16 protein-coding genes are annotated in these 22,681 nt (G+C 39.1%); 13 read left to right on the top strand and 3 right to left on the bottom strand.

Annotated features, from left to right (window positions below; all coding sequences use genetic code 11):
- Positions 1-216: 216 nt before the first annotated feature.
- A complete protein-coding gene (locus PK1910_RS06105) occupies positions 217-4,473 on the top strand; it encodes a 2-hydroxyacyl-CoA dehydratase (protein ID WP_058948121.1) in 4,257 nt (1,418 codons plus the stop codon).
- 496 nt (positions 4,474-4,969) lie between these two features.
- On the opposite strand, the gene PK1910_RS06100 is transcribed toward PK1910_RS06105, so the two are convergent.
- A complete protein-coding gene (locus PK1910_RS06100) occupies positions 4,970-6,157 on the bottom strand; it encodes a multidrug effflux MFS transporter (RefSeq protein ID WP_058948120.1) in 1,188 nt (395 codons plus the stop codon).
- Positions 6,158-6,534: 377 nt separating this feature from the next.
- Here PK1910_RS06100 and PK1910_RS06095 point away from each other — a divergent pair, with 377 nt between their 5' ends.
- A complete protein-coding gene (locus tag PK1910_RS06095; protein ID WP_058948119.1) occupies positions 6,535-6,819 on the top strand; it encodes a PepSY domain-containing protein in 285 nt (94 codons plus the stop codon).
- 89 nt (positions 6,820-6,908) lie between these two features.
- On the opposite strand, the gene PK1910_RS06090 is transcribed toward PK1910_RS06095, so the two are convergent.
- Together PK1910_RS06090 and PK1910_RS06085 are read right to left on the bottom strand one after the other, a co-directional pair.
- Complete coding sequence (locus PK1910_RS06090; protein WP_004694986.1) at positions 6,909-8,546, bottom strand: L-lactate permease; 1,638 nt, start codon at positions 8,544-8,546, stop codon at positions 6,909-6,911.
- 295 nt (positions 8,547-8,841) lie between these two features.
- Positions 8,842-9,981: an Ldh family oxidoreductase gene (locus PK1910_RS06085; protein WP_004698291.1), complete on the bottom strand. Its 1,140-nt coding sequence runs from the start codon at positions 9,979-9,981 to the stop codon at positions 8,842-8,844.
- A 580-nt stretch (positions 9,982-10,561) separates the two neighbouring features.
- Here PK1910_RS06085 and PK1910_RS06080 point away from each other — a divergent pair.
- The 11 genes from PK1910_RS06080 to PK1910_RS06030 all read left to right on the top strand — a co-directional run bounded on the left by PK1910_RS06080 (position 10,562) and on the right by PK1910_RS06030 (position 22,505).
- The gene (locus PK1910_RS06080) at positions 10,562-12,565 is read left to right on the top strand and encodes a molybdopterin-containing oxidoreductase family protein (protein WP_058948118.1); all 2,004 of its coding nucleotides are present in this window, start codon (positions 10,562-10,564) and stop codon (positions 12,563-12,565) included.
- Between the two features lie 208 nt (positions 12,566-12,773).
- Positions 12,774-14,105: a branched-chain amino acid transport system II carrier protein gene (gene brnQ, locus PK1910_RS06075; protein WP_058948117.1), complete on the top strand. Its 1,332-nt coding sequence runs from the start codon at positions 12,774-12,776 to the stop codon at positions 14,103-14,105.
- Positions 14,106-14,254: 149 nt separating this feature from the next.
- Positions 14,255-15,328, top strand: coding sequence for an iron-containing alcohol dehydrogenase family protein (locus PK1910_RS06070; protein WP_004694993.1), 1,074 nt, complete (start codon positions 14,255-14,257; stop codon positions 15,326-15,328).
- Positions 15,329-15,372: 44 nt separating this feature from the next.
- Positions 15,373-15,609, top strand: coding sequence for a DUF1653 domain-containing protein (locus tag PK1910_RS06065; RefSeq protein WP_004694999.1), 237 nt, complete (start codon positions 15,373-15,375; stop codon positions 15,607-15,609).
- An 8-nt stretch (positions 15,610-15,617) separates the two neighbouring features.
- Entirely contained in the window at positions 15,618-16,394 is a 777-nt protein-coding gene (locus PK1910_RS06060; protein WP_004695003.1) for an HAD family hydrolase, read from the top strand.
- Positions 16,395-16,530: 136 nt separating this feature from the next.
- On the top strand, positions 16,531-17,439 hold the full coding sequence (locus PK1910_RS06055) for a DUF3829 domain-containing protein (RefSeq protein ID WP_004695006.1): 909 nt from the start codon (positions 16,531-16,533) through the stop codon (positions 17,437-17,439).
- 213 nt (positions 17,440-17,652) lie between these two features.
- A complete protein-coding gene (locus tag PK1910_RS06050) occupies positions 17,653-18,294 on the top strand; it encodes a peptidylprolyl isomerase (RefSeq protein ID WP_004695007.1) in 642 nt (213 codons plus the stop codon).
- 124 nt (positions 18,295-18,418) lie between these two features.
- The gene (locus PK1910_RS06045) at positions 18,419-18,670 is read left to right on the top strand and encodes a GIY-YIG nuclease family protein (protein WP_058948385.1); all 252 of its coding nucleotides are present in this window, start codon (positions 18,419-18,421) and stop codon (positions 18,668-18,670) included.
- Between the two features lie 51 nt (positions 18,671-18,721).
- Positions 18,722-19,180, top strand: a complete 459-nt coding sequence (locus PK1910_RS06040) for a YwiB family protein (RefSeq protein WP_004695011.1) — start codon at positions 18,722-18,724, stop codon at positions 19,178-19,180.
- Entirely contained in the window at positions 19,146-20,879 is a 1,734-nt protein-coding gene (argS, locus tag PK1910_RS06035; RefSeq protein ID WP_058948116.1) for an arginine--tRNA ligase, read from the top strand. The genes PK1910_RS06040 and argS overlap by 35 nt, the downstream gene beginning before the upstream one ends.
- Positions 20,880-20,894: 15 nt before the next feature.
- Positions 20,895-22,505, top strand: coding sequence for a CTP synthase (locus PK1910_RS06030; RefSeq protein ID WP_004695015.1), 1,611 nt, complete (start codon positions 20,895-20,897; stop codon positions 22,503-22,505).
- Positions 22,506-22,681 lie beyond the last annotated feature (176 nt).

Here is a 22,681-nt window from a genome sequence, read left to right as displayed (position 1 = left end):
GAAATAACTTAGATTTTAACTGCTATTGTTGTATAATAAAGATAGGATATTTAAAAATTTAGATATTTTGGTGAAAGTATTATATCCTTATCTAATTTAATTTTTATTTTAGATGCTTAGTACAGTATATATGTTGTACATATTACATGTGAGACTTTCACAAAAATAAGTATGGTCACTTAGGTGGTCATACGGTCGTTAAAAAGAGAGGTATTTATGCAGCACATGCTACGCATGGGGATTGACGTGGGGTCTACAACGGTTAAAGTTGTATTATTGGACGAACACGATAATTATTTGTATAAAAAGTACATACGCCATTATGCAAACATATTGGACACAGTATATACCTTGCTACAAGAGGCTCAAGTTGGTCATGAAGACGCTCTTGTTCATGTATGTATTACTGGTTCTGGTGGGATGGCTATGGCCGAAAAGGTGCGCATCCCATTCGTACAAGAGGTGATTGCTGAAACGCGAGCTGTAAAAGCCCTCTATCCAGAAACAGACGTTATCATCGAACTTGGTGGTGAAGATGCGAAGGTTACGTATTTAGGTCAAACTGCGGAACACCGTATGAATGGTTCCTGTGCTGGTGGTACGGGTGCTTTTATCGACCAAATGGCGACCTTATTGCAGACAGATGCATCTGGTCTTAATCAATTAGCCATGAATGCTGATACGATTTATCCAATTGCGGCACGTTGTGGCGTATTTGCTAAAACAGATGTACAAGCTTTGTTAAATCAAGGCGCATCTCATGAAAATATTGCAAAATCTGTATTCCAAGCAATTGTAAATCAAACGATTGCTGGCCTTGCATGCGGTCATAAAATCGAAGGTAATGTAGCGTTCCTTGGCGGTCCGTTGACATTCTTGTCTGAATTACGCCAATGCTTCTGTGATACCTTAGAGCTAGATGAAGCGCATCGCATTATCCCTGAAAATGGTGAATTATTCATCGCTTTAGGGGCGGCATTGATGAAAGATGAGTGCCGTGAGATTACGGTTGGTCAATTGACAAAGGAAATCGGTGCACTTATTGGTATTCCTATGGAAGCTACAGACCGTGTGGATCCGCTGTTTAAAAATGAACAAGAATTAGAAGAGTTCCGAGCTCGTCACGCTAAGGCGGTAACGCCAAAGGCGAATATCGAGGATGCTCAAGGTCCTTGTTACCTTGGTATTGATGCTGGCTCTACTACTCTTAAGGTAGTTCTTATCAATAGCAACAAGGAAATTATCTTCTCTCACTATGGTCCTAACCATGGTAAACCGTTAGAAAAATCTCGTGAAATCATCGAGAAAATATATGAATTATTGCCAAAAGGCGCCTATATTGCACACTCTGGCGTAACTGGCTACGGTGAGGCCTTTCTTAAACGCGCCCTCGGCATCGATATTGGTGAAGTAGAAACGATGGCTCACTATCGTGCGGCCCGATTCTTCTGCCCTGATGTATCCTTTATTTTGGATATTGGCGGTCAAGATATGAAATGCTGTAAGGTTCGTGATGGGTACATCGAAGATATCGTGTTGAACGAAGCTTGCTCCTCTGGTTGCGGCTCTTTTATTGATACATTTGCATCTGGTCTACGCATTCCTATCGATCAATTCGCAAAAGAAGGATTATTGGCACCTATGCCAATCGACTTAGGATCTCGTTGTACTGTATTTATGAACTCTAAGGTTAAGCAGGCTCAAAAAGAAGGTGCTACGGTACAAGATATCGCAGCAGGTCTTGCTTATTCTGTAATTAAAAATGCCCTTTATAAGGTTCTTAAGGTGAAAGACCCTAAAGAATTAGGCGATCATATCGTTGTTCAAGGTGGTACGTTCTATAATGAATCTGTTTTGCGTGCCTTTGAGAAATTGATGGGCGTAGAGGTGATTCGCCCTGATGTATCTGGCTTGATGGGTGCATACGGTATGGCTCTTCTTGCAGCGGAAACGGCGGAAGAGTTACAAAAGGGTGAAAGTACATTGCTAGATAGTGAAGGCCTTAATTCTTTACAAGTATCTACGACAATGCGCAATTGTGGTCTTTGCCCAAATAACTGCATGCTTACTATCAATGCTTTCTCCGATGGTCGTACATACGTAACGGGCAACCGTTGTGACCGTGGCGCTGGCGATATGATTCAAGAGAAACGTAAGCCAGTTCCTAACTTGGTAGATGTAAAATTACGTCGTTACTTTGATTACTACTTGAAGAAAAATATTCCCGAGTTTGAAGGTAAAATGCGCGTAGGTATTCCTCGCGTTCTCAACATGTATGAGGATTTTCCATTCTGGTTCACATTCTTCAATAGCTTGGGTTATGAAGTAATCCTTTCAGATTATACGACTAAGGAGCAATACAATAAGGCTATCGATACAATTCCATCCGATACAGCTTGCTATCCTGCAAAAGCTGTACATGGTCATATTCGAGATTTAGCGAATGCACAGGTAGACTTTATTTGGTACCCTTGTATTCAACATGGCCCTAAGGAATTTAGTCGCGACAATAATTACCATTGTCCAATGGTTATTTCCTATCCAGAACTTATCAAAAATAATATGCAAGAGGTATTGGGCGATACTCCATTCCACGCACCATTCTTGCCGTTAGCTGATAAAAAATCCCTTGTTCCGGCCCTTGTGAAAGCATTGGATTTTTTAAACTTAAAGAAGAAGGATATTGCTAAGGCTGTAGACCTCGCTTGGGAAGAGCAGGAAAACTGTAAAGCGTCTTACCGTGAAACGACAAAGAAAACTGTATCTCGCCTCGTAGCAGAACAAATTCCAACAATCGTATTGGCTGGCCGTCCATATCATTTGGACTCCGGTATTAACCACGGTATTCCTGAACTTATCACATCTCTTGGTATGGCTGTTCTTACAGAAGATGGCGTTGCACCATTAGGCAATGAAATCAAGCATTTACGTGTTGTAGACCAATGGTCCTACCATAGTCGCCTATATCGTGCCGCTGAATTCGTAAGTAGAACTGAAGGATTCCAAATTGTAGAGCTTAACTCCTTTGGATGTGGCCTCGATTCCATCGTAGCAGATCAGGTAAAAGATATACTTTCAGCAAATCACAAAATCCATACCTTGCTCAAAATCGATGAAGGTACAAACCTTGGAGCCGTGACAATCCGTTTGCGTTCCTTGCAATCTGTAATGGAACGTAGCTTGCGTCGTCATCATAATCCTGAGGCGCCGGAAGAAGTAGTGGTAGAGAAATTACCAACTTACGATTACAATCGCGTTGTCTTCACAGAAGAAATGCGTAAGACTTATAAAATCTTGGTGCCACAAATGTCACCATTACATTTCAGCCTTTTAGAGCCTGTTCTTCAACATGAAGGTTACAATTTTGAAATGTTGCCAGCTCCAACACGTGACGATATTGAAGTGGGCTTGAAATATATCAATAATGATGCATGTTACCCAGCGATTATCGTTGTAGGGCAGCTCATGTCCGCACTGTTATCCGGTAAATATGATGTAGATAAGACGGCTGTTATCATCTCTCAAACTGGTGGTGGGTGTCGTGCTACCAACTACATCGGTTATTTACGTAAAGCATTAATTGATGCGGGTATGAAACAAGTACCAATCCTATCTCTTAATGCGAGTGATATGGAACGTCAACCAGGCTTTAAGTTGACAAAAGGCTTCTTGCATCGCATGATTCAAGCCGTTGTATACGGTGATGCGCTCATGCAATGTGTTCTTGCCACACGTCCATACGAGACAAATCCTGGTTCTACCGATGCACTATGTGATTACTGGATTAAAAAATTACGTGATAATATTACATCCGCCAGTCTTCGACAATATAATAAGTACATCAAAGAAATCATCCATGATTTTGATAACTTGCCAGTTAATAAAGATGTACAAAAACCTCGTGTTGGTGTCGTAGGGGAAATTTACGTTAAATTCCATCCAAGTGCTAACAATCATATTAATGAGCTTATTGAAAAGGAAGGCGGCGAAGTCGTTACATCTGGCTTGCTAGATTTCTTCTTGTATTGTGCAATGGATAGCACATACCGTGCTAAGCACCTTGATGGTACATGGCTATCTGGCTTCTTCGGTACATTGGCTCGTGAAGCCCTTGAGCTCTACCGCTTACCATATGCAAAAGCCGTAGCAGCGTCAAAACACTTTGACCCGCTACAACGTATGACAGAAGTAGCAAAAGAAGCAGCTCAATTCATCGGACTTGGTAACCAATGTGGTGAAGGCTGGTTCCTCACAGGAGATATGATTGACCTTATCGAAAAAGGAGCTAAACAAATCGTATGCTTACAACCATTCGGCTGTTTACCAAACCACGTAACAGGTAAAGGCATGGTGAAAACACTATCCGCTGCATACCCAGACGTGCGAATTGCAGCTATCGACTACGATCCAGGCTCCAGTGCGGTAAACCAAGCAAACCGATTGAAATTACTACTATCGACAATGTTTGAATAAAGGTGTGCTTCGTTATATTTTCAATGGGGCCCCGTTACAACTGCATATTACTAGTATAGAAAAAACACAGCCCTCTCTTGGCTCAGTACGGCGCTACGCTTCGTAAAATCGCTGCAGAGAGGGCTGTGTTCTTTTCTATATACAACCGTTATGAAGATGTCCCATTGAAAATATATAACTAGTACAGTGGATAGGGAGAGGAGATGTGCCTATGGCACATCTCTTTTTCTCATAATCCGTTGGACAGGAGAGTTCCTTTATTGTGCTTAGAATGTTGTAGGAAGAAAGAATTAATATATTTTAGATATAGTTTGTTAGCCCTACAATGGGACGTCTCTACGGGTAGTGTCAATACAAATAAGATACTCCTTTCCAAAGCAATTTTACGAAGCGTAGCGCCGTACTGAGCAAGGAAAGGGGTATCTTATTTATATACTAATATTATTCTGTTGTAGTCGGGCCCCATTGTAGGGCTCATACAAATGTGTAAAAGAGATTACTCTTTTTCTACCAAACTATATAGGCACAATAAGGAAAGCGCTGCACATACTAGCATTGTAATCCCCATGGGAATACCCGTATATTCCCCACCAATACCAACGAGTGGAGACACGATCCCTGCAGAGAACATGCTGGCAAAGCCAAGCACTGCAGAGGCACTACCGGCCATTTTCCCATATTTGGTCATTGCCATAGAGAAGGAGGCGGAGCCGAATAGGGATACGGTACATACGGTGAAGAATAGTATGATTGTAACAGGAATGAGAGGCCATCCTAATAGCATGGCTACTAGGAATAGTAAAGAGCCGATTGCCAGTTGCCAAAGACTGAATGTGAGGAATTGATAAGATGTTACAACATTACTTAGGCGGCCGCTAATGGCACTCGCTAAAATAATACCACAGCTATTGATACCGAAGAGGTAACTAAATTCTTGAGCAGATAATTGGAAAATATTTTGGTATACAAAGGATGAGCCTGAGATATACGCAAAGAATGCACCGAAAGCAAAAAGTTGGATTAGAGATTGTCCTAAAAATGGTTTATCTTTAATAAGTGTAATATAGTTTTTAGTTGCTGTTTTAATACCACCAGTTACACGTTGTTCTTTTGGTAAGCTTTCACGGAAAAGAAAAGAGCCCACTAAAAGAATAGCAGAGAATACGGCTAGAATTACAAAGATTACACGCCATGTGGTGAATAAGAGCAATTGGCCACCTATTAATGGTGCAAGTACTGGCGCAAGGCCATTAACCATCATAAGTAATGCAAATAGCTTAGTCAATTCTTGGCCGGATGCAAAGTCACGAGCGATAGCTTTGGCAATTACAACACCAACAGATCCTGTTAAGCCTTGTAAAAATCGACCTAGTAACAGTATTTCAATACTAGGTGCGTAGGCACAGATGATACCAGAGATGACACACAGCAAATTACCAACGATAAGGGGGAGTTTACGCCCCATTGTATCACTAATGGGGCCACCAAATAGTTGTCCTAATGCGACACCAAAGGTCATAACACCTATGGTCATTTGAATATTAGAAGCTGTTGTATTCAGCTCCCCAGGCATAATTGGTAATGCCGGTAAATAAAGATCTGTTGCCAAGGGTGTAATCGCCGTCAACAGACCGAGGAATACTACCAAGATGAAAGAGACTTTAGCAGAGCTTTCTTGAGTCATAAAACCCTCCTATATTAAAGTGAGAAAAATAAAAGTCTGCGAATCGCACTTCGCAGACTGCATTAAATTTTATCTTATAATAAAATGTATTGTAACATAATTGTATGGATTATTCTATAGATTTATATGTAAAAGCTTTTTCTATTTTGGTCTGTATATACCTCTAGCCTTTATATACTATTTTACTTAGGTTAAATTTTTGTATTTATATATAAAATATTTTTGTGAGTATATAAATAATAACGTAGTGTATAGTGTTTCAGAGGTGGTTGTATATTAAAAGTTTGAGTTTGATGTATTTCGATTTATAGATTAAAATAAATATACAGAGTAAATCTAAAAAAATCAATATAATTTATCGTATATAGGAGGTTATTATGAAAAAATTTATGAAAGCCTTCGTATTGGCTGCTGTGGCTGCTGTTGGATTAACAACATTTGCATCTGCGCAAGGTATCGGTGAGCAAGAGGCATTAAATCGTGCATTGGCACGCGTGCCAGGAGCAACACAAGCTAATGTAACTGAATTTGGGCATGACTATGATCATGGTCGATTAGAATACGAAGGTGAAATTCGATACAATGGTTACGAATATGACTTTGAAATCGATGCAGCAAGTGGCAACTTTACAAAATGGAAAGTTGAGCGCAAGTATTTCTAATTATAATTAGTAAGAATAAAAATGTAGTATTTTAATACAAACAAAAAAGAACAGCTCGTAATGAGCTGTTCTTTTTGTTTCACTAATTCTTAGAAGAAGAAATGATGAATTTCATGAATGAAATGTTGACCGAAGAAGGAGATACAACCATGCATAACGATGAAGATCAAGAAGTATTTGAATGCGCTGTTCATGATAACGCTTGCTTCGATTTCATGTTCTAGTTTATGAGCTTCCTCAGCACTGATTTCTTTGTGGTTTTCTAGGTATGCTTTTAAAGCAGGACCTACGGCACCAATAGAAATCGCGATGGATTGTGGGGACAACATTTTGCCGATACCAGCTGCACCGGAGTTAACTGCTGCCAACCAGAAGCCAAGGTCTTCGAAGTTTGTAGGATCTAAACCTTGAGCTGCAGCGATTTGAAGTGGACCAAACAATACGTTGGAGTTTGTACCAGAACCAGTTAAGAATGCACCCAACGCACCCACGATAGGAGCGAATAGAGGATACAATGTACCTGTACCAGCAACCATTGCTTTTGCAATGTCTGCAGTCATACCAGAGTAAGTCATCAATTTAGCTGTCATAACAACTGTGATGATTGTAAGGTATGTGAATTTCAAGTTTTTAACTGTGCTACCCAATGTACCGAAGATTTCGCCAGCTTTTGCTTTTTGGATGAAACCACCAACAATACCAGCGATAAAAATCATAATACCAGGAGTTGCAATCCATACGAATGTGTAAGGTTTTGCACCAGCACCTTGATAAATAGGTACAGATGTTTTAATGGACGCAAGAGGACCATTAATTGCAGGGAACAATTTAGAAGTTAATAACAATAATACGAAGATTAAGATGAATGGCATTGCAGCTACAAGGCCTTCGCCACCAGAAACTTTAGGGACTTCGCCAGTTTGTTTAACTGCGTATTTAGGATCATTAGGAGGCATGATTTTTGCACAACCAATGATAACTGCCATGATAACGATGGATGCAGAAATTACGGATAATTCTGGACCCATTACAGCGTTGATTACAGTTTCAGGAACTGCTAATGCTAAACCAGAAAGCAATGTTACAAGGAATACGCCTTTTAACGCTTTAATACCGCCACCAATAATCATAACAACAAAGAATGGAGCGATAAGGTTAAGCAAGAACAATTGTACGGAAATGAATGTACCTAAATGGCTTGGATCAAGGTTTGTTAAGGATGCCAATGTAGTTGTTGGAATCCCGATAGAACCAAATGTTGTTGGTACGGAGTTTGCAACGAGACATGCGATGATAGATTTAAGTGGGTCAAAACCTACGGCAACCATCATAGCTGCAGGAATTGCAACGGCAGTACCGAAGCCAGCCATACCTTCCATGAAGGCACCAAAGCCCCATGCAAGTAGTAATGCAAGTACACGAGTATCAGATGTTACAGAAGAAAGCATGGTTTTAATAGTTTCCATTGCTTTCGTATGTACTACCAAGTTATAAACGAAGATAGCAGCTGTAATAACTAATAGGATTGGCCAGATTGCCAATGCGGCACCTTCAAGGGCACCAGTGACCATAATAAATGGGTCAGCTTGGAATGCTGTAATAGCGATAATGAAAGAACCAATCGCAGCAACACTTGTTGCTTGCCATGCAGGTAATTTCAAGATGGATAACGCTACAATCAACCAAATGATTGGAGATAGCGCTAATAGAACGGTGATAGCACTCATTTCTAAGATCATCCTTTCAAGTAAAACAAAAATATATGCTCAACAGGACGACGTAGTTTAATCAATTTAATTGATGAATAAATCGCTATGATGTTAATTTGTAAAAGTTCAGTTAAAATAAAAGCTTACAATAAAATAACAGATATACTTATCATAAAAATTGATATAGTACATAAAATTTTTTAACCTCATAGCCTATGAGGTTAAAAACATAAGAGAGGGGACATAAACAGTGTTTATGTCCCCTTCTGTACTAACTACAAGTCCTTGTTAGGGCCATTACTAAGTTTAGGTATTAGTAGTTACCTTTGAACATTGTAGCAGGAGCTTCTGGTACATAATCGCCGAAGTAGGATTTGAAGTCTAGACCTAATTCATTGCAAAGGTCTTGAACTTCAAGCATTGTACCGTTAAGTACAGGGATGCCTTCAGCTTTAACTTTTTCAACGGATTCATGTTCTTTTTCGCCATGAGTATAGATACGATCTTGACCTTGAGCTTTAGGTGCTTCACGTAATTCTTGTAAGAATTGGGAGAAGTGTTTTTTGATTTCCGCAGGGTCACCGAAGAATTCAGGGTTGATAGCCATGAAGCCATGACAGATGTTGGATTTACCACCAACCATACATTTGTTGGAAGTACCACCTTGGGACAAGATAGAGGAGAACAACTCAGCAATCATGCCGTTACCATAACCTTTGTGACCGCCAAGAACTTCTGTAGCACCACCTAAAGGAAGGATACCGCCACCTTCATGACGGGAGATGTTGCCCAATACTTCAGCTGCATCAGTGGAAGGAACGCCATCTTTATTAACAGCCCAGCCATCTGGAGTAGCTTTGCCCATTTTGTTGTACATTTCAAGTTTACCACGAGTTACTACTGTAGTGGAGCAATCGAAGAAGAAGTCAACTGGATCAGCTGGTACAGTCCAAGCGATAGGGTTAGAACCAAGCATAGCTTTACGAGCATATGTAGGAACCATGATTGCTTCGGAGTTTGTACAAGAGAAACCGATTAAGCCTTGGTCGGATGCCATTTTAGCATAGTAACCAGCGATACCGTAGTGGTTGGAGTTACGTACAGATACGATACCAACACCGGATTTTTTAGCTTTTTCGATAGCCATTTCCATAGCTTTATGACCCAATAATTGACCCATGCCGTCATGACCGTCGATAACTGCAGAAATTGGAGTTTCTTTTACGATTTCAGGTTTAGCATCGATTTTAATCAAGCCATTAGTGATACCTTTATGGTAACGAACCATACGTTGCATACCATGGCTTTGAATACCGAACAAGTCAGAAGTCAAAAGTACGTCTTGGATGATGTCAGCTTCTTTTTCGGAGAAACCAAATTTTTGGAAAGCGTCCATGCTCAATTTTTTTAGTGTTTCATAAGGGAATAACACAGTGTTTTTTGCGTCTGCCATCGTTAAAACCTCTTTTCAGAAAATATGTACCTGATATAGCTACTTCACATTAGATAACCATGAATTCAAAATGATTTCTTGTGAGTTCTATATCCTCTCAAATGACACTGTCAGTATAGCACAGAAACAAGTGAGATTGAATAGTCTTACAGTCTGAACGACATTACTAAATACGCATACGTACCGGTGATTTTTGTCACATAATCTATACGACACTATTAAAATGTCTGATTATACCTAAAACTATATGGTTATGACTTTTAGTAATGATTACATGATTTTTTTGAAGAATTTTGGTATTTTTATAGAACTTATTAGTATATCTGTTTAGGCATTGGACAAGAATGATAATGGATAGATATCGATAAAACTTGAAATGTTTAACTACATATATCAAAATAAATGATGAGGTCATAAATGTAATGTGATAATTGAATGCATTGATATACATAAAATAATCATTTCTAAAACCTTTTTAATTCAGAATATGTGCAAAAGGTTATACTTATACGAGTCATACTATAATATAATATAAATATACATCCTATAGTTTATACAATTTATAAGCGAGGTGCTTATCATGAAAGAATATAAATCTGTATGCCCTTACGATTGTCCTGATGCATGCGGACTCATTGTATCAGTCGATAATAATAAAGTAATATCTGTTCGAGGGGATAGAGCACATGCTTTCACAAGAGGTACACTATGCCCTAAGATGGCACATTATGAAAAAGTAATCCATTCTCCGTTGCGCTTGAAGTACCCTATGAAGCGTGTCGGTAAAAAGGGAATTGGTGAAGCTCAGTACACTCGTATTAGTTGGGATGAAGCCCTTGATGCAATTGTCAATAATTTCAAAGAAACTATTGATACTTATGGCAGTGAAAGTATTTTGCGTTACTCTTATGCAGGAACAATGGGGGTTATTCAGAGTCCTGCAGCAGATTATTTTTTTCGCCGTATTGGTGCTACAGACCAAGATCGAGGTATTTGCTCTCCTGCTAAACAAGCGGGGTTCCGGTCCGTTTATGGTGAAACATTAGGTATTAAACCACAAGAGGCGCAACATAGCGACTGTATCGTCTTGTGGGGGATAAATGCGACAGCTACAGATGTTCATATTTTACACGATGTGAACATAGCAAAAAAGAATGGTGCCCGCGTTTGGATTATCGATACTCATAAAACCTATACTTTTAGCCAAGCTCATGAGCATATTTACGTTAAACCAGGTAGTGATGGAGCGCTAGCATTAGGTATGCTCCATATCATTCATCGTGACGGTTTGGCGGATACAGATTTTATTAAGGAACATGTCCAAGGCTACGATGAGCTGGTAAAAGAGGTGTTGCTTAATTTTACGCCGGAGAAAGCATCTGATATTTGTGGTGTTTCCGTGGATCGTATGACTGAGTTCGCTCATGCATACGCTACATCAAAAGCGCCGTTTATCCGTCTCGGCAGTGGTTTGTCTCGATATGGTAATGGTGCTATGACATGCCGTGCTATTAATGCCTTGCCTGCTGTGGTTGGAGCATGGCAATATCCTGGGGGTGGATTGTTGTCGAGTGCTAGTGGTAGTAAATTTATTGGCAAAGATATGATGCAACAGGCTCATGTTCATGCGCCAGCTAAACGATTGATGCCTATGATTAAACTTGGGGAGATGCTTACAAATCCCGAAAGAGTTGGGGTCCATAGCTTATATGTGTTTTCCTCAAATCCTGCTATTACAGCACCTAATCAAAATGTGGTTCGTAAAGGTTTGATGCGTAATGACTTATTCACAATTGTGCATGAGCGTTTTTTTACGGATACCTGTAAATATGCGGATATTATTTTGCCGGCCACAACATCTGTAGAGCATGATGATATTTATAATTCTTATGGTCATTACACAATTGGTACGGGTTACAAATTGATTGATCCAGTTGGGGAGTCTCGTTCCAATTGGCAAGTTATCGCCGAGTTAGCAAAACGTATGGGGTTGGAGGATGCATTTTTTAACCTTAGTGAAAGAGAGCTTATTGAACAAATTGTGCACACTTCGAGTCGTATATCCAAGAGGGACCAAGAGTTGATTTTAAACGGTGAGCCTGTGGAGATGACGGTACCTGAAAATTATAAGATGGATTTCAAAACACCGTCTGGAAAAATTGAATTATATAATCCGCAAGATGTAGAACCATTAATTCGGTATATGCCTCCATATGGTGACAATGCACCGTTTTGGCTCATAATCGGTAATGATATTCGAATTTTGGACTCTAGCTTCTGCGAATTAGACTTTAATGATCCTGAGTTGATGAAACTTCGCATTCATCCAGAAGATGCAAAAATGTATAACATAAACGATGGTGCTGAGGTAGAAATCTATAACAATCGTGGCAGTGTAAAAATTAAAGCCTACTACGACGATGAAGTGCAACGGGGGACTTTGGTAACGCTAGGTGTATGGTGGCAATCCCAATCGAGTGATCCTCATGTGGCAATCAATGCGCTTACCGCAGCTCGTCCCACAGATCAAGGCTGGGGTAGTACCTTCTATGATGTGCAAGTTCATATAAGAAACCTTTCATAGATAATAGTTTATTACCATATCATGAACGAATATGTATAAGATGTGTGATGTCACATGCTTTTACAGCTATATTTAAAAATTAAATCCTTTTACTTATGGGAATAACATTATACGGATATAGAATAGTGAGGATATTTTTCTTGTATACCTTAGCTCCTTTAGATTATAATGGTAATATTATTTTATTGACCTAAAGGGGGTTACATTTATGAATGGTAACGACAATCTGTCGACCCGTGCCTATTTGGCTATAGGTATGATGTTATTTGCTCTATTCTTTGGGGCAGGAAATTTGATTTTCCCAGCGGCCTTAGGGCAACATGCTGGTGATAATGTAGGTTGGGCTTTGCTCGGCTTCGTATTAACTGGTGTAGGCCTTCCACTCTTAGGGGTTGCAGCGATGGGTTACTCTTCCTGTAAAGATGTTGAAGAACTTGCAAGTCGTGTTCATCCGATTTATGGCTTGTTGTACACAATTTCTTTATACTTGAGTATTGGTCCAATGTTTGCGACGCCACGTACTGGTACTGTAGCTTATGAAATCGCAATTAAACCTTTTGCTGAAGGTTTAAGCATGAATATGGAACCAATTTTCTTGGCATTATTCTTTGGTATTTCTTTGTGGTTATCTATTAGTCCGCAAAAACTTGTTAACCGTATCGGCAATATTTTGACACCAGCTTTACTACTTGTAATTCTGTTGTTAATTGTTAAATCCTTTATTACTCCACTTGGTGGTTATGCGGTGCCACAACCGGCATATGGTGATGCGCCAACGGCTGTATTACAGGGTTTCCTAGATGGCTACAATACAATGGATGCCTTAGCTTCCGTAGTATTTGCTATTCTTGTAATCGACTTTGTTCGTCTTAGCGGTGCTACATCTCGTGCTGTGATTACAAAAACGGTAATGGAGGTAGGTGCTATTGCGGTAGGTCTTCTTGGTATTGTTTACGTATTTATCGCTAATATCGGTGCTACTAGTGTTGAACGCTTTGGTTTGTTCGAGACAGGGGCTCCTGTATTGTCCGTAAGTGCTAACTATTTGTTTGGTGAGTTCGGTCAAATCATCTTGGCTATCATCGTTCTGCTAGCTTGCTTGTCTACAAGTATTGGCCTTATCACTTCTTGCGGTACGTATTTCCACAAGCTGACACCAAAGATTAGCTACAAATTATATGTAGTAATTTTCTCTCTAGCGGCGTTTGTCCTCAGTATGTTTGGCTTGAAAACAATCATCAGTGCAGCAATCCCTGTGTTGATGCTCTTGTATCCGTTGACTATCGTAATCATTTTGTTGGCACTTCTTCATAATGTGTTTGGTGGTCGTCGTTGCGTATATGCATGGACTATGGCTTTCACAATGATCTCTGCCCTCATGACTGGTCTTGAAACTGCAGGTATTGCACCTACAGCTTTGGAACAGCTCTTTGCTCAATATATTCCATTCCAAAGTGCTGGTATGGGATGGGTGAGCTTTGCGGTATTAGGCTTCGTTGTAGGCCTTATCCATAAAGGTCTTGCTTCCGATAATAAGTAATAAAGATAAAGGCTCTATGCTTTCATTTTGTGAGAGTATAGAGCCTTTTTATGTTTTGATTGTTGTCATATAAAATTGATTTTGTGTGTAGAAGTTTCTATAATAAGGATAAATAAGGATATAAATGATAAAAGAAGGAAGGAAATTTTATGCGTAGTACTCATTGTTTACCTAGTTATAGTTTTGGAGGTCATGATGTATTTGACGCTATTCCAAAGTTTACAAAATTATATGGCAAGTCTGTAGCTATCATCGGTGGCGAAACAGCTCTTTCTAAAGCTTTGCCACACATTCGTCCCGTGCTTGATAAAGCGGGGATTAAGGTGCTAGATATTATCCACTTTGGTGGAGAGTGTACTTTTGCTCGAGGCAAGGAAATTGCACAAATGGCATCTGTAAAAGATGCGGACTTTTTGTTTGCTGTTGGTGGTGGTAAGGCCATGGATACAGTAAAAGTAGTAGCTATAGAGTTAGATGATAAACCATTCTTTACAATTCCAACCATTGCATCTACTTGTGCGGCAACGTCAGAAGTGGCAGCTGTATACACGGCAGATCATACTTTTGATGACGTAGCTTTTGTAAATCATCCTCCTGTGCACTGCTTTATTGATGCTGATATTCTCGTAGAAGCACCAAGCCGTTACTTGTGGGCAGGAATGGGAGATACTATTGCAAAACACTATGAAACTCATCTTTCTGCTCGCAATCGCGAGCAAGACTATAATACTCAGTTAGGCCTTACTCTAGCTTCTATGTGTAGTGAACCAATTTTAGCACATGGTATACAAGCCTATAAAGATAGTCAAGCTAATAAACGTAGTGATGCCTTTGATACCATTGCTATGACTGTTATCTTTACTACCGGTGTTGTATCAGGTTGTGTTCCTATGGCATATAATAGCAACATGGCTCATGCTGTATGTTATGGCTGTGTTACTAATAAAGAAACAGAAGAAAATCATTTGCATGGTGAAATAGTAGCTTATGGCTTACTTATTTTGTTAACCGTTGACCAACAAATGGATGAGTTACAACGGTGGTTGCCAGTATATCGCGAATTAGGTTGGCCTACTAAACTTTCACAATTAGATCTTACTGCATCGCATATTCCTCAAATTGTTGAAAAGGCTACATCTGTTCATGATATTGATGTATCTCCATATAAAATTACAGCAGATATGTTGACTAAAGCTATTCAATATATGGAATCTCTTGATTAATATGGTTTGTAACTATTTGTGTATGTTATGTGATGAGGTTATAAATGCAAGAAATTGTAAAGGGTGGCTTATATCGTCATTTTAAAGGCATGTATTATTACGTGCTAGATGTAGCGACTCACTCTGAGACGGGTGAAAAGTTTGTAGTTTATCAAAAACTGTATGATGAGCGCGATATGTATGTACGTCCCTTAGAAATGTTTGTGAGTGATGTGGATCGTAAAAAATATCCAGATGTAGCACAAAAAGAACGGTTTAAGTTAATGAGTGGACGTGATTAGGAGGGGCCGTGGAGCAGAAGTTTTTCTTTTTTGATATTGATAATACTTTAGCTGTATGGCCTGAAGGTAAAATCCCTGAAAGTGCTCAATACAGTTTAGATGAGTTAAAGCGTCGTGGTCACCGTGTAGCCTTAGCAACTGGTCGTATTCAAGTGGATGCTAAGCGTTTTGCAGAGCAAGCGGGCCTTACTGATTTTGTAGCAGATGGTGGTCACAGTATCACTGTTAATAATGAATTGGTATCTATGATAGGTATGGATCGTGATGCATGTATTAAATATTTAGAGTATTTAGAATCACATAATATTCCTTGGGCTGTAACTGACCGCAATAAACTTGGTCGTATTACGCCGTATAAGGAAATTTTAGAGTGGCATCCTAATTGGGATGTATTTAAAACAACTGTAGACCCTAATTTTGACTTTCATAGTGTTGAAGAATTTTATAAGATTTATGTGTTTTTCAAAGAAGGAGAGGAAGAGGAGAAGGATATCGAGCATATGACACATAAGCTCATTCGTTATGGTGATGGCTGTGTTCTATATGAGCCTATGGAAAAGGCGTTGGGTATTCGTAATATGCTTGAACACTTTGGAATGAAGCCAAATCAAGCTGTTGTATTTGGTGATGGGTATAATGATTTATCTATGTTTAGACCTGAGTGGTTAAATATTGCTATGGGTAATGCGCGCCCTGAATTAAAGGCAAAGGCTGATTATATTACTACAGACTGTGATAAAGATGGCATCTATAATGCGTGTAAGCATTTTAAATGGATCGATTAATTATTGATAATTCCTCTAAATTAGGTGAAGTTTATATGAAGATTTGATTTTGTAGCTGTGGCTACAGAATTGGTGTAGTATAGTTAGTATAATGCGCTTAGTTTAATATTCATGTGTTAAAAGGAGAAGAGAAGATATGAACAATAAACGCAGATTATTTTCAACTTTACTTTGTGTAGCGGCATTGACAGCAGGTTTATTTGTTTCTGGTTGCGGCAGTGATAAAGCGGGTGGCATTGGCTCCGTAGTATCCTCCGTTGTTGATGGCGGTAGCGATGAGAAAGCAGCTGCTAAGCTTAATACACTTATTGATGCAACAAACAACTTCAATGGTGACAATGCAACTTGGGGTCAAAACTATGCGGATAGTTTGGCTAAATTAAAAGGTGGTTTCCAAGAAGGTGCTATTGGTCGTCAACCTCATTATGATACTTTAAAAGATGCTTTGGAAAAATCTAAAAAAGAAGGCTCTACGTTCAAAGAAGTTGATACAGAACGCGATAATGTATTAAATGTTCTTAATGAATTAGTACCAACATTCAAAGATTTGAAAGCTTATGATGATTCTAAAGCTTACATGAACGATGGTGGTGCTAAAGGTAAAGAACTAGCAGCTAAATACGTAGCACAAGTAGAAAAATTTGATGCAGCTTATGCGAAGTTCAATGATGCTCTTAACAAAGCTAACACCGAACAAACTAAGAAACAAATCGAAAAATTGAAAAAAGACGGTAAAAAAGGCTATGCTGCAGCAATGGAATCTACGCTTCGCTTGACTACTCTTGTAGAAAATGTAGAAAAATCTCCTAAAAATGCAGATAAACAAGCTGTAGAAAAAGAACTTAATGAAATTCAAACATTGCTTAAGAGCATAAATAATGATCGTGGAGAAGTGCTTGTTAACTCTTATAACTCTGTAGTTGGTTCTGTTCGTCAAGTACTTAACGATGCAAATGAAAACAACCTTAACGACATGATTGAGAATTTCAATAATTATATTGAGTCTTATAACAATACAACTCCAGATCAATTTGACTCTAAATAATCGAATTAACTACGTGATTATTTGAGGATTACAAAAACAGAGCTCCTTTGAAGCTCTGTTTTTTGTTGTTATATTATTTTTTTATATTTTTAATTTCAATAGTGCCATAATATGATATACTAAAAAAGAGCCGCTCATGGGTTGAGCGGTTTTTCTATGTAAATTTTAAATCTACATTTTAGTTAAATATAATATTAGTATTTTGGGGGACATATGAACTGGAAACGCTTGGCTTTATGCGCAATGTTGGGGATTACAGTGCTTGGTACAACTGCATGCGGTACAAACAGTGGTGAACAACCACAAGGTAATACCGTGAAAGCAGAAACTGTAGCTATGCCCAATTTTACAAACGCACCAATTGCTGATGAATATGCTATCTTTGATACAAACTATGGTCAATTTAAGGTTCGTTTGTTAGGGTCTAAAGCACCGATTACGGTCAAAAATTTTGATTATCTCGTGAAAAAAGGCTTCTATAATGGTGTGACATTTCACCGTGTTATCGAAGGCTTTATGATTCAAGGTGGAGATCCTGATGGCACAGGTGCTGGTGGCCCAGGCTATACAATTCCTGATGAATTCTCCAATGATTTACACTTCAATAAAATGGGCGTTCTAGCCATGGCTAACCGTGGCCCTAATACAGGAGGTTCTCAATTTTTCATTACCTTGGGACCTACGGATTGGTTAGATAATAAACACACCATCTTTGGTACTGTAGTACAAGGTATGGATGTAGTTGAAAAAATCGGCAAAGTTAAAACCGGCCGCAATGATAAGCCAGTAGAACCAGTAATTATTAATACCATTACATTGGAACCAATCACTGATGATGCGAAAAATGGGAAATAAGAAAAGTACTTCTCAAAAGTCTCTTTCTGGTGAATGTGCATCTACACAAGATGTACACGGTATAATTGTAGATTGTGATACAATCTTGAATGACGCTAGTGTTCAAGGTGATGAATCAAAAGAAATGCACTATATTTATTTAGTGCGTTGTTCTGATGACTCTTTGTATTGTGGATGGACTACAGATCTTAAACGTCGAATAGATGCTCATAATGGACATATCTCAGGCGGTGCAAAGTATACGCGAGGACGTCGTCCTGTGACCTTGGTATATGCTGAAAGCTTTCACCAAAAACAAGAAGCACAACGTAGGGAATATGCTATTAAACGGATGACGAAGACTAAGAAATTGAGACTCATTAAGGGTGCAAAATAGTCCTTGATTATGGTATAATATGATGATTAATTACTACCATGGAGGTTGAAAATGAAGCGGGTTCTAGTGTCCGTAAAGAGTGTACAACGAGATATGGATGGCAAGGATACCGTAGTGGAACTGATTTCCCCAGGTACGTCACATGAAAAGGGTAATGCTCAATATGTGCGTTACGAAGAATCTAGTGTGACTGGATTGGATGGGGTTAAGACGACCATTAAAATCCATGATGATTCTATCGTGTTGCTCCGAACAGGGGCTGTCAATATGCGTCATCAATACGTTCGTGGTGAAGAACGCGAAGCCGTGTATGAAACACCATATGGTGATTTACATATGGCCGTAAATACTCATGAATTAACAGTAGACTTTCACGATGGCGTAGGTCATGTTCATTTAGGATATGATATTTCCGTCGAAGGTGAATGGCAATTTTATAATCAGTTAGATATAGACGTGCGGGAGGATATAGAGCATGGACATGAAGGAAATCCTGAAATCGGGGATTGAACAGGCATTACAAGATACGATTAACAGCGGTGATTTGCCGGCTGGGGAATATCCAGAAATCGTTCTCGAAGTGCCACCTCAAAAGGAATTCGGTGATTTTTCTACAAACATCGCTATGCAATCCGCTCGTGTAGCTCGTCAAAATCCTCGAGCTATTGCTGAAGCTTTGATTAGTCATATGAATTTTGATTGGCTTGAACGTGCTGAGGTTGCCGGCGCAGGTTTTATTAATTTCTTTTTGAAATCTGATATGGTGTATGATACGTTAAAAGCCATTTTGAATGCTGGTACTGAGTACGGTGTTCAACCATTGCGTGCGCGCGATACGATTCAAGTAGAGTACGTAAGTGCAAACCCTACAGGACCATTGCATGTTGGTCATGGTCGCGGTGCTGCATACGGTAGTGCTCTTGTAAACTTGTTACGTGCAGCGGGTTACAATGTACAATCTGAATACTATATCAATGATGCAGGCAATCAAATCGACAACATGGCTATTTCCATTGAGTACCGTTTCCAAGAGTTACAAGGTGCTAAATTAGTATTCCCGCCTAAACGTAATGAAGACGGTTCCATGCCTGAGTTCGATATTCCAGAAGGAGCATTAGTGTTCCCTGAAAATGGCTATCGTGGTCCAGATATTATTGAAACAGCGAAAGCAATTGCAGAACGCGAAGGCTTTGATAAATTAAATGCTATGAACGAAGCAGATCGTATAGCCTTGTTTAAGGAAGAGGGCTTAAAAGAAAAATTAGCTCGCTTAGAGGAAACCTTAAGAAATTTTCGCGTTACTTTTGATAATTGGTTCTCTGAACGTACAGTTCATGAAACGGATGAGATTCATCATTCCGTAGAGGCGTTAAAGGCCCTTGGCAAAGTTTATGAAAAAGACGGTGCTTTATGGTTAAAATCTACTGATTATGGTGATGATAAAGACCGCGTAGTTATCCGTGATAATGGAGTTCCTACGTATTTGGCGGCAGATATTGCATATCATCGCAATAAATATGATCGTGGCTTCAAAGAGATGATTGATATTTGGGGCGCTGACCATCATGGCTATGTATGTCGTGTAAAAGCGGCTATGGCGGCGTTTGGTTATGACCCTGATAAATTAACAGTATTGTTATTACAAATGGTAGCATTGTTCCGTGACGGACGACTTGTTAAATTGTCTAAACGTAGTGGTGATAGCGTTACATTAGATGAATTGATTGAAGAGGTTGGCGTAGATGCGTCTCGCTATTTCTTCTTGATGCGCTCCTTAGACAGCCAACTTGATTTCGATATTAACTTGGCAAAATCTCGCAGTAATGACAACCCAGTGTATTATATCCAATATGCTCATGCTCGTATTCACAGCATTTATAACCAAGTGCATGAAGCTGGCATTGCATTTGGCGATTATAATGAAACTGATTTCACAACACTTACAAGTGAAATGGAATTAGAATTAATTAAGAAATTAGCTGAATATCCGGAAGAGGTCGTTCAAGCTGCCGAACATCGTGCACCTCATCGTATTGCTCGTTATCTATATGATTTGGCAAGCATGTTCCATTCATTCTACCGTCAAGGTCGTATCATTGGCGTAGATCCAGCATTACAACAAGCTCGTCTTGGATTAATTACAGCGATTGCCCTCGTTCTTCGTCAAGGCTTGGGTATTTTAGGTATTTCCGCTCCGGAAAAAATGTAATAGGTGGGAGGCATCATGGCAACTAAGTATATTTTCGTAACTGGCGGCGTTGTTTCTTCTCTTGGGAAGGGAATTACAGCAGCATCTTTGGGTCGCTTACTAAAAAACCGTGGTTTCAATGTAACGATTCAAAAATTTGACCCATACATTAATATCGATCCGGGTACGATGAGCCCTTACCAACATGGTGAAGTATTTGTAACAGATGACGGCGCCGAAACTGACCTTGATTTGGGCCATTATGAACGCTTTATCGATATTAACCTTAGTAAACGTTCCAATATTACAGCTGGTAAAGTATATTGGTCTGTAATCAATAAAGAACGCAAAGGTGATTACCTAGGTAGCACTGTACAAGTAATTCCACATATTACAAATGAAATTAAACAAAATGTTTACCGTGTAGGTAAAGAGGATAATGCTGATGTAGTTATTACAGAAATTGGTGGTACCGTAGGTGATATTGAAAGCTTGCCATTCATGGAAGCCATTCGTCAGGTGAAAAAAGAGGTAGGTCGTAACGATGTACTTTACATTCACGTTACATTAGTGCCTTACATCAATGCCGCAGGCGAGTTGAAAACAAAACCTACACAACATAGTGTAAAAGAATTGCGTAGCATTGGTATTCAACCAGATATTTTGGTATGTCGTAGCGAAAAACATATCTCTGATGATATGAAAGAAAAACTTGCTTTGTTCTGCGACGTAGAACCTGAAGCAGTTATTGAAAATCAAACTTGTAGCTCTATCTATGAAGTGCCATTGATGATGCAAGATCAAGGTCTTGACGATATTGTTATCAAAAAGTTAGGTCTTGAAGATCGTCCATGTGATATGACTGCATGGAAAGAAATGGTTCATAAGATCTTGAATCCTAATAAAGATATTACAGTTGCTATTGTTGGTAAATATGTAGCGTTGCATGATGCGTATTTATCCGTAGTTGAAGCTCTAGATCATGCTGGTATTGCTACGGGTACTAAAGTGAATATTCGTTGGATTGACTCTGAAGAACTTGATGATACATCTGTAGATCCTAAAGAGGTATTTGAAGGTGTTGAAGGTATCATCGTACCTGGTGGATTTGGTTCCCGTGGTGTAGAAGGTAAAATCCGCACAATCCAATACGCTCGTGAAAACAATATTCCATATCTTGGCCTATGCCTTGGCATGCAATCTGCAGTAATGGAATTTGCTCGTAACGTATGTGGCATGGAAGGAGCAACCTCTAGCGAATTCGATGAAAATGCTAAGTACAAAGTAATTGACTTGATGAGTGATCAAGTTGATGTAGATAAAAAAGGCGGTACAATGCGCCTAGGTATCTATCCATGCAAAGTGGAAGCCGGTACGAAAACTCACGAAGCTTATGGGGAAGATTTGATTTATGAACGTCATCGTCATCGCTATGAGTTCAACAATGAATACCGTCAACAATTGACCGATGCAGGTCTTGTGATTTCAGGTACATCTCCAGATGGCCGTCTTGTTGAAAGTATTGAAGTAAAAAATCATCCATTCTTTATTGGTACACAAGCACATCCAGAACTTAAATCTCGCCCAAATAATGCACATCCATTATTCCGTGGTTTCGTAGATGCAATCTTAGAACTAAAAAAATAGTACGTAAAAAGAAGAAAGATGCTCAGAAATGAGCATCTTTCTTCTCTTTTTTGCTTACATCGAAAAAAGTTGGGAAAAATATATCGATAAATTTAAAAATAACGCTTGCAATATTGAATGATATTTGTTATTATATAGACAAAGATAGATATAGATATGGTGTTAAGTACACCAAT

This window comes from Veillonella parvula, from assembly GCF_036456085.1.
Classification (GTDB): domain Bacteria; phylum Bacillota; class Negativicutes; order Veillonellales; family Veillonellaceae; genus Veillonella; species Veillonella parvula_E.
Note: the sequence above shows the minus strand (reverse complement) of the source record. Positions and strands in the feature narration are given on the sequence as shown.

What these genes read in the sequence shown, in the direction of transcription:
- PK1910_RS06105 (WP_058948121.1), top strand. Translation starts at nt 217, where the DNA reads ATGCAGCACATGCTACGCATGGGGATTGACGTGGGGTCTACAACGGTT.
- PK1910_RS06100 (WP_058948120.1), bottom strand. Translation starts at nt 6,157, where the DNA reads ATGACTCAAGAAAGCTCTGCTAAAGTCTCTTTCATCTTGGTAGTATTC.
- PK1910_RS06095 (WP_058948119.1), top strand. Translation starts at nt 6,535, where the DNA reads ATGAAAAAATTTATGAAAGCCTTCGTATTGGCTGCTGTGGCTGCTGTT.
- PK1910_RS06090 (WP_004694986.1), bottom strand. Translation starts at nt 8,546, where the DNA reads ATGAGTGCTATCACCGTTCTATTAGCGCTATCTCCAATCATTTGGTTG.
- PK1910_RS06085 (WP_004698291.1), bottom strand. Translation starts at nt 9,981, where the DNA reads ATGGCAGACGCAAAAAACACTGTGTTATTCCCTTATGAAACACTAAAA.
- PK1910_RS06080 (WP_058948118.1), top strand. Translation starts at nt 10,562, where the DNA reads ATGAAAGAATATAAATCTGTATGCCCTTACGATTGTCCTGATGCATGC.
- brnQ (WP_058948117.1), top strand. Translation starts at nt 12,774, where the DNA reads ATGAATGGTAACGACAATCTGTCGACCCGTGCCTATTTGGCTATAGGT.
- PK1910_RS06070 (WP_004694993.1), top strand. Translation starts at nt 14,255, where the DNA reads ATGCGTAGTACTCATTGTTTACCTAGTTATAGTTTTGGAGGTCATGAT.
- PK1910_RS06065 (WP_004694999.1), top strand. Translation starts at nt 15,373, where the DNA reads ATGCAAGAAATTGTAAAGGGTGGCTTATATCGTCATTTTAAAGGCATG.
- PK1910_RS06055 (WP_004695006.1), top strand. Translation starts at nt 16,531, where the DNA reads ATGAACAATAAACGCAGATTATTTTCAACTTTACTTTGTGTAGCGGCA.
- PK1910_RS06050 (WP_004695007.1), top strand. Translation starts at nt 17,653, where the DNA reads ATGAACTGGAAACGCTTGGCTTTATGCGCAATGTTGGGGATTACAGTG.
- PK1910_RS06045 (WP_058948385.1), top strand. Translation starts at nt 18,419, where the DNA reads ATGCACTATATTTATTTAGTGCGTTGTTCTGATGACTCTTTGTATTGT.
- PK1910_RS06040 (WP_004695011.1), top strand. Translation starts at nt 18,722, where the DNA reads ATGAAGCGGGTTCTAGTGTCCGTAAAGAGTGTACAACGAGATATGGAT.
- argS (WP_058948116.1), top strand. Translation starts at nt 19,146, where the DNA reads ATGGACATGAAGGAAATCCTGAAATCGGGGATTGAACAGGCATTACAA.
- PK1910_RS06030 (WP_004695015.1), top strand. Translation starts at nt 20,895, where the DNA reads ATGGCAACTAAGTATATTTTCGTAACTGGCGGCGTTGTTTCTTCTCTT.